Source organism: Streptomyces sp. KLMMK, from assembly GCF_036961605.1.
Lineage (GTDB): Bacteria > Actinomycetota > Actinomycetes > Streptomycetales > Streptomycetaceae > Streptomyces > Streptomyces telluris.
Window position 1 is genome coordinate 1 of the sequence record NZ_JBAMDC010000310.1, and the last position, 7,770, is coordinate 7,770.

Here is a 7,770-nt window from a genome sequence, read left to right on the forward strand (position 1 = left end):
GCGCCGCGGCGCCGGGGCACCGGTCGGGCCGCTCCGGCGTCGGTCAGGCCGCTCCGGCGCCGGTCAGGCCGCCTCGGCGTCGCGGAGGACGCAGGTGAGGCGCGCGGAGCACACGCGCTTGTCGTTCTCGTCGGTCACGACGATCTCGTAGGTGGCGGTGGTGCGCCCGCGGTGGACGGGCGTGGCGACGCCGGTCACCCTGCCGGAGCGGACGCCCCGGTGGTGGGTGCAGTTGAGGTCGACGCCGACGGCGATCCGGGAGGGACCGCCGTGCAGCATGGCGCCGACGGAGCCGAGGGTCTCGGCGAGCACGGCGGAGGCGCCGCCGTGCAGCAGACCGTACGGCTGGGTGTTGCCCTCGACGGGCATGGTGCCGACCACGCGCTCCGGGGAGGCCTCGACGACCCGCACGCTCATGCGCTCGCCGAGGTGCCCGGCGGAGAAGAGGGCGGGCAGGTCGAGCCCGCTGCCGGACCACTGGTCCAGGACCTCCTGCGGAAACGTGGTCTTGCCGTGCTCGCCCATGCGTCGTGCTCCGATCACCCTCGGCCGTTGTGGTGTGAACGTTTTTTCAGTTCAACGGCCTCGCCGTCAACCGGTCCGGCCGTCCTTCTCTTCGGCCCGCGCCCCGCCCCCGTGCCCCCGGGCCCGCTACGCCCGTTCCGTCTTCTCGATCCTGATGACCAGGGACTTGCTGGCGGGGGTGTTGCTGGTGTCGGCGGTGTGGTCGAGCGGGACCAGGACGTTGGTCTCCGGGTAGTAGGCGGCGGCGCAGCCGCGGGCGGTCGGGTAGTGGACGACGCGGAAGCCGGCGGCGCGGCGTTCGGTGCCGTCGGTCCACTCGCTGACGAGGTCGGCGTAGGAGCCGTCGGCGAGGTCGAGCTCGCGGGCGTCCTCGGGGCTGACGAGGACGACGCGCCGGCCGTTCTTGATGCCGCGGTAGCGGTCGTCGAGGCCGTAGATCGTGGTGTTGTACTGGTCGTGCGAGCGGAGCGTCTGCAGGAGCAGGCGGCCTTCGGGGAGGCGGGGGTACTCGACGGGGGCGGCGGTGAAGTTGGCCTTGCCGGTGGCGGTCGGGAAGCGGCGCTCGTCGCGGGGTGCGTGGGGGAGGGTGAAGCCGCCGGGGCGGGCGACGCGGGCGTTGAAGTCCTCGAAGCCGGGGACGACGCGCGCGATGCGGTCGCGGATGGTGGCGTAGTCCCGTTCGAAGGCCTCCCAGGGGGTGGTGGAGGCGGCGCCGAGGACGCGCCGGGCCAGGCGGCAGACGATGGCGGGCTCGGAGAGGAGGCCGGGGCTCGCGGGCTTCAGGCCGCCGCGGGAGGCGTGGACCATGCCCATGGAGTCCTCGACGGTGACGAACTGCTCGCCGCCGGCCTGCCGGTCGCGCTCGGTGCGGCCGAGGGTGGGCAGGATGAGGGCGCGGGCGCCCGTGACCACGTGGGAGCGGTTGAGCTTGGTCGACACGTGCACAGTGAGGCGGGCGCGGCGTACGGCGGCCTCGGTGACGTCGGTGTCGGGGGTGGCGGAGACGAAGTTGCCGCCCATGGCGAAGAAGACCTTGGCCTGTCCGTCGCGGAGCGCGCGGATGGCGCGGACGACGTCAAGGCCGTGCTCGCGCGGCGGGGTGAAGCCGAATTCCTTTTCCAGCGCGTCGAGGAAGGCCGGTGCGGGGCGCTCGAAGATGCCCATGGTGCGGTCGCCCTGGACGTTGCTGTGGCCGCGGACGGGGCAGACGCCGGCGCCGGGGCGGCCGATGTCCCCGCGCAGCAGCAGGAGGTTGACGACCTCCTTGATGGTGGGCACGGCGTGCTTGTGCTGGGTCAGGCCCATGGCCCAGCAGACGATGGTGCGCTTCGAGGCCAGGATCATGGCGAGCGCCTGCTCGATCTCCGCCCGGCTCAGGCCGGTGGCCCGCAGGGTCTCGTCCCAGTCGGCGGTGAGTGCGGCGTCGCGGAAGTCCTCGAACCCGTGGGTGTGTTCGCGGACGAAGTCCGTGTCGACGGCGCCTTCGGTCTCCAGGACGAGCTTGTTGAGGATGCGGAAGAGGGCCTGGTCGCCGCCGAGGCGGATCTGCAGGAACAGGTCGGTCAGGGCGGTGCCGCCGCCTGCGAGGCCGCGGGCGTTCTGCGGGTTCTTGAAGCGTTCCAGGCCCGCTTCGGGGAGCGGGTTGACCGTGATGATCTTCGTCCCGCCGTGCTTGGCCTTCTCCAGGGCGCTGAGCATGCGCGGGTGGTTGGTGCCCGGGTTCTGCCCGGCGACGATGATCAGGTCGGCCTTGTAGAGGTCCTCCAGGAGGACGCTGCCCTTGCCGATGCCGATGGTCTCCGACAGGGCCGAGCCGGAGGACTCGTGGCACATGTTGGAGCAGTCGGGCAGGTTGTTGGTGCCGAACTCGCGGGCGAAGAGCTGGTAGAGGAAGGCGGCTTCGTTGCTGGTGCGGCCGGAGGTGTAGAAGACGGCCTCGTCGGGGGAGGCGAGGGCCGCCAGCTCCTCGCCGATGATGTCGAAGGCGCGCTCCCAGCTGACCGGCTCGTAGGCGTCGGACCCCTCGGCCAGGTACATGGGCGTGGTCAGGCGGCCCTGCTGGCCGAGCCAGTAGCCGCTGCGCCCGGCGAGGTCGGAGACCGGGTGCCGGGCGAAGAAGTCGGGGGTGACGCGGCGCAGCGTGGCTTCTTCGGCGACGGCCTTGGCGCCGTTCTCGCAGAACTCGGCGGCGTGGCGCTTGTCGGGTTCGGGCCAGGCGCAGCCGGGGCAGTCGAAGCCGTCCTTCTGGTTGACCTTGAGCAGGGTGAGGGCGGTGCGGCGTGCGCCCATCTGCTGGTGGGCGATGCGCAGGGAGTGGGCGACGGCGGGCAGTCCGGCCGCGGCGTGCTGCGGGGCGGTGACGTCCGGTGCGTCCTGGACGGGGTCGCCGGTGGGTGGCTTGCCTGCCATGTCGCTCTCCCTTGAGCGGTCGGTGGTGCACTGTCGCGTACGAGGCTTCCGTACGGATCTTCCGTGCGGATCTCTGTATACGCATCTCTGTATACGGAGTCTGTGCGTACGGATCTCTGCGCGCGCGTCTGTGCGTAACGGCTCCGATCCTGTCACGGGGCGGCGGAGGGTGGCGGGGCGAGGTCGCCGTGGACGGGATTGTCAGTGGGCCGTGGCAGGATCGGGGGCGTGGCAGCAAAGGCAGTGAAGACGAACGAACCGACCGGCACCGAGGCAGCGGAGGGAGGTCGCCCCCGCCTGCTCCTCATGGACGGGCACTCGATGGCGTACCGGGCGTTCTTCGCGCTGCCCGCGGAGAATTTCACGACGGCCGCCGGCCAGACGACGAATGCGGTGTACGGCTTCGCGTCCATGCTGGCGAACACCCTGCGTGACGAGCAGCCCACGCACTTCGCCGTGGCGTTCGACGTGTCGCGCAAGACGTGGCGCTCGGAGGAGTTCCCGGAGTACAAGGCGACGCGTTCCAAGACGCCGGACGACTTCAAGGGCCAGGTGGAGCTGATCGGCGACATGCTGGACGCGATGAGCGTGCCGCGGTTCGCGGTCGACGGCTTCGAGGCCGACGACGTGATCGCCACGCTGGCCACGCAGGCGGAGGCGGAGGGCTTCCACGTCTCGATCGTCACCGGCGACCGTGACTCCTTCCAGCTCGTCTCGGACGACGTCACGGTGCTGTATCCGACGAAGGGCGTCTCGGAGCTCACGCGCTTCACCCCGGAGAAGGTGCAGGAGAAGTACGGCCTGACCCCCTCGCAGTACCCGGACTTCGCGGCCCTGCGCGGCGACCCGTCGGACAACCTGCCGGGCATCCCGGGCGTGGGCGAGAAGACCGCCGCGAAGTGGATCAATCAGTTCGGTTCCTTCGCGGATCTCGTCGAGCGGGTCGAGGAGGTCAAGGGCAAGGCCGGGCAGAACCTCCGCGATCACCTGGAGGCGGTCAAGCTCAACCGTCGTCTGACGGAGATGGTGCGCGACGTCGAGCTGCCCGTGCGCCCGGAGGGGCTGCGCCGCGCGGCGTACGACCGCAAGGCGCTGATCGCGTTCCTGGAGGGCCTGGAGATCCGCAACCAGGGCCTGAGGGACCGGCTGCTGGCCGCCGACCCCGGTGGGGAGGCCGCGGAGGAGATCGTCCCCGAGGCCGGTGCCGAGGTGGACGGCGCGGTGCTGGGCGCCGGCGAGCTGGCGCCGTGGCTGGCCGGGCACGGCTCGGTTCCGCTCGGCGTGGCCGTGGTCGACTCGTGGTCGCTGGGCAGCGGCCGGGTCGCGGAGATCGCGCTGGCGACGGGCGAGGGCCCGGCCGCCTGGTTCGACCCCGCCGAGCTGGACGAGGCCGACGAGCGGGCGTTCGCCGCGTGGAGCGCGGACGCGGGCGCGCCGAAGGTCATGCACGACGCCAAGTCCGCGATGCGGGTCTTCGCCGAGCACGGCTGGATCGTCGAGGGCGTCAGCATGGACACGGCGCTGGCCGCGTACCTGGTCAAGCCCGGGCGCCGTTCCTTCGCGCTGGACGCCCTGTCCGTGGAGTACCTGGGCCGCGAGCTGGCCACGGCCGCCGCGGGCGACGGCCAGCTGGCCTTCGGCGCGGACGAGCAGGCCGAGGCCGATGCGCTGATGGGCCGGGCCCGTACGGTCCTCGACCTGGGTGCGGCGTTCACCACGCGCCTGGAGGAGGTCGGCGCGGCGGAGCTGATGCGCAACGTGGAGCTGCCGACGAGCGCGCTGCTGGCCCGCATGGAGCGGGCGGGCATCGCCGCCGACCGCGGCTGGCTGGAGCGCATGGAGCAGCAGTTCGCGGCCGCGGTGCAGCAGGCGGTGCAGGAGGCGCACGCCGCAGCGGGCCGCGAGTTCAACCTGGGTTCCCCGAAGCAGCTGCAGGAGGTGCTCTTCGGCGAGCTGGGCCTGCCCAGGACCAAGAAGACCAAGACCGGGTACACCACGGACGCGGACGCGCTGGCCTGGCTCGCGGGGCAGACGGAGAACGAGCTCCCGGTGATCATGCTGCGTCACCGTGAGCAGTCGAAGCTGCGTTCCACGGTGGAGGGGCTGATCAAGGCGATCGCCCCCGGCGGCCGCATCCACACCACCTTCAACCAGACGGTGGCCGCCACGGGCCGGCTCTCCTCCACCGACCCCAATCTGCAGAACATCCCGGTGCGGACGGACGAGGGCCGGGCCATTCGCCGCGGCTTCGTCGTCGGCGAGGGCTTCGAGTCCCTGATGACCGCCGACTACAGCCAGATCGAGCTGCGCGTGATGGCCCACCTGTCGGAGGACGAGGGCCTGATCGAGGCGTTCAACTCCGGCGAGGACCTGCACACCACCGTCGCCTCCCAGGTCTTCGGTGTGGCCAAGACCGAGGTCGACCCGGAGATGCGCCGGAAGATCAAGGCGATGTCGTACGGGCTGGCGTACGGCCTGTCGGCCTTCGGCCTGTCCCAGCAGCTGAACATCGCCCCGGGCGAGGCCGGCAAGCTGATGGACACCTTCTTCGAGCGCTTCGGCGGCGTGCGGGACTACCTGCAGCGGGTCGTCGTCGAGGCTCGTGCCACGGGCTACACCGAGACCATGCTCGGCCGCCGCCGCTATCTCCCGGACCTCAACAGCGACAACCGCCAGCGTCGTGAGATGGCCGAGCGGATGGCGCTGAACGCCCCGATCCAGGGCACGGCCGCCGACATCGTCAAGATCGCGATGCTGCGGGTGGGCGAGGCGCTGGAGGCGGAGGAGCTCTCCTCGCGGATGCTCCTCCAGGTCCACGACGAAATCGTGCTGGAGATCGCGCCGGGTGAGCGGGAGGCCGTCGAGGCGCTGGTGCGCCGTGAGATGGCCGGGGCGGTGTCGCTGAGCGCGCCGCTGGACGTGTCGGTCGGTGTCGGCCGGGACTGGGAGTCCGCCGCGCACTGAGTGTGCCCGCGTGTGTGCGTACGGCCTCTCTCCTTTCGCAGGAGAGGGGCCGTACGTACGCGGGAGGGGCGGTACGTGTGGTTCTCATCTGCCGCGTGCGTTGCTACCGTGCCCACCTCTCCTGACGATGCGTCAGGTACGGGTGATCCCGCCGGGAGGCTTCGCATGCGCGCACTGGCCGCCGCGGCCGTCGGACTGGCCGCCGCCCTCGCCCTGGTCCTCACTGTCAGCGCGATCGGCCCGCCCGAGGGGAAGACCTCTCCCGAGCCCCTGCTCACCTCCGCGCCCGCGCACCCCTGACGGGCCGGCCGCGCCGTGCGCCGCAGAGCGAGCCTCGTCCTTCTCGCGGTGGCCGTCTTCCTCGCGGCCCTCGCCCCGCTGCTGCGCTGGTACGCCTTCCCCCGCCTGGCCAAGGTCCCGGCGGGCAGCTACCAGGCCGCCGTCCTGGAGGCGAAGGACGCGACCCTCGTCGACTACGCCCGCATGGAGCCCCGGACCGTCCCCAAGGTGACCCTCGTCCAGACGCTCAAAGGCAACGCCGAAGAGGCCCGCAAGGTCCGCCGCGCGACCGGCCGCGACGTCGTCGTCTGGGACACCCTCACCCACATGGCCGGGCCCGACGGCGCGATGATCTCCCGGATACCCGAGCGATACGTCTTCGACGCCCACAGCCAGCAGCCCGTGCACGCCGGCGGCGAGCACGTGGACGACACGCCCGTACGGCGCGACGGCATCGAATACAAGTGGCCCTTCCTCGTGGAGAAGCGCGACTACCGCTACTTCGACATGCAGACCCGCACCTCCGCGCCCATCCACTACCGCGGCACCCGCTCCTTCCGCGGCCTGGACGTCTACTACTTCGAGCAGACCATCCCCTGGACGCAGGTCCCCCTGCCCAGGCGGATGCCCCTCGGAGTGACGCCCGAGACCGTCCGGCAGCTGGGGCTGGAGCGCTGGTACACCACCCGGCGCATGTTCTGGGTCGACCCCGTCACCGGCGCCCCCGTCAACGGCGAGGAGATCCACCGCGAGGAGCTGCGCTGGACCGGGCACCCGGAGAAGAAGCCGATCACGGCCTTCGCCGGGCACGTGAAGATGCGCGCCGACTACGTCGACTCCACCGTCGCCCTCGTGACCTCCCAGCGGCGGCTCGTGCTCCTGCTGACCTCGTGGCTGCCGTGGGGGAGCGCCGGTCTGGGCGGCGTCCTGCTGGCCCTCGCCCTGTTCCTGGAAGCCCGAGCCCGCCCTCGTCGTGCATTTACCGGACAAAAGGAACACGATGGAGGGAAAACCGAGCGGCAGGCCCCGGGGAAAAGGGCCGCACGGAGCAGAGGAGGCTCGCCGTGAAGGAGAAGACGACGAAGGAGAAGACCGAGGACGGATCCACCGCGTCCCGGCCCAGGCGGCTGTACACGGGGGGCGAACGGCCGATCGACCCCGAGGACCTCGTCATGGCGTCCGGCCGGGACGTGACACCGGAACGGGTGGAGCGGGCGAAGCGGCTCATCGAGGAGAAGGGCGCGGCGGCGGTCGAGCGCTACCTCCCCTGAGGCACGCCTCGCCCTCCGGGCCGCTTCCGGAGGGCGAGGCCGGTAGCGGGCCCGCCGTCCCGGCGGAAGAGAAAGGTGCGCGGGAACCCTTCCGCCGGGACGGCGGGCCGCCGTGCTGTGGGTACCCGGCCGGGGGCGGTGAGCCGCCGCCGTTTCGGCGGCGCCGAATGCCGGCGAGGGGCGCGGGCCGGCGGGGGCGAGGGCCGGGAGCCGGGTGTTCCGGCGGGTTCAGGCGCTCTTTCGGCTCGCCTGAATCCTTCCGCCGCGACGGCGAGCAACCGGACACGTGCTTTCCGGCGGTGCCTCGCCGGGCCCGGCCGGT

Annotated in this window: 6 protein-coding genes; 4 read left to right on the forward strand and 2 right to left on the reverse strand. The window is 71.8% G+C overall.

Going from position 1 to position 7,770, the window contains the following annotated elements:
• Nucleotides 1-63: 63 nt before the first annotated feature.
• Together V7793_RS29220 and V7793_RS29225 are read right to left on the reverse strand one after the other, a co-directional pair.
• Complete coding sequence (locus V7793_RS29220) at nt 64-525, reverse strand: PaaI family thioesterase (RefSeq protein WP_336011977.1); 462 nt, start codon at nt 523-525, stop codon at nt 64-66.
• 126 nt (nt 526-651) lie between these two features.
• Nucleotides 652-2,934, reverse strand: a complete 2,283-nt coding sequence (locus tag V7793_RS29225; RefSeq protein WP_336011981.1) for an FdhF/YdeP family oxidoreductase — start codon at nt 2,932-2,934, stop codon at nt 652-654.
• Nucleotides 2,935-3,240: 306 nt separating this feature from the next.
• Here V7793_RS29225 and polA point away from each other — a divergent pair, with 306 nt between their 5' ends.
• From polA to V7793_RS29245, 4 genes are all read left to right on the forward strand, one after another.
• Nucleotides 3,241-5,898 (forward strand): DNA polymerase I, encoded by a 2,658-nt coding sequence (gene polA / locus V7793_RS29230; protein WP_336011991.1) that lies wholly within the window; start codon nt 3,241-3,243, stop codon nt 5,896-5,898.
• Between the two features lie 165 nt (nt 5,899-6,063).
• Nucleotides 6,064-6,198: an SPW_0924 family protein gene (locus tag V7793_RS29235; RefSeq protein WP_336011984.1), complete on the forward strand. Its 135-nt coding sequence runs from the start codon at nt 6,064-6,066 to the stop codon at nt 6,196-6,198.
• Nucleotides 6,199-6,213: 15 nt separating this feature from the next.
• Nucleotides 6,214-7,245 (forward strand): DUF3068 domain-containing protein, encoded by a 1,032-nt coding sequence (locus V7793_RS29240; protein ID WP_336011986.1) that lies wholly within the window; start codon nt 6,214-6,216, stop codon nt 7,243-7,245.
• Complete coding sequence (locus tag V7793_RS29245) at nt 7,242-7,448, forward strand: hypothetical protein (protein WP_336011988.1); 207 nt, start codon at nt 7,242-7,244, stop codon at nt 7,446-7,448. The genes V7793_RS29240 and V7793_RS29245 overlap by 4 nt, the downstream gene beginning before the upstream one ends.
• Nucleotides 7,449-7,770: the final 322 nt, after the last annotated feature.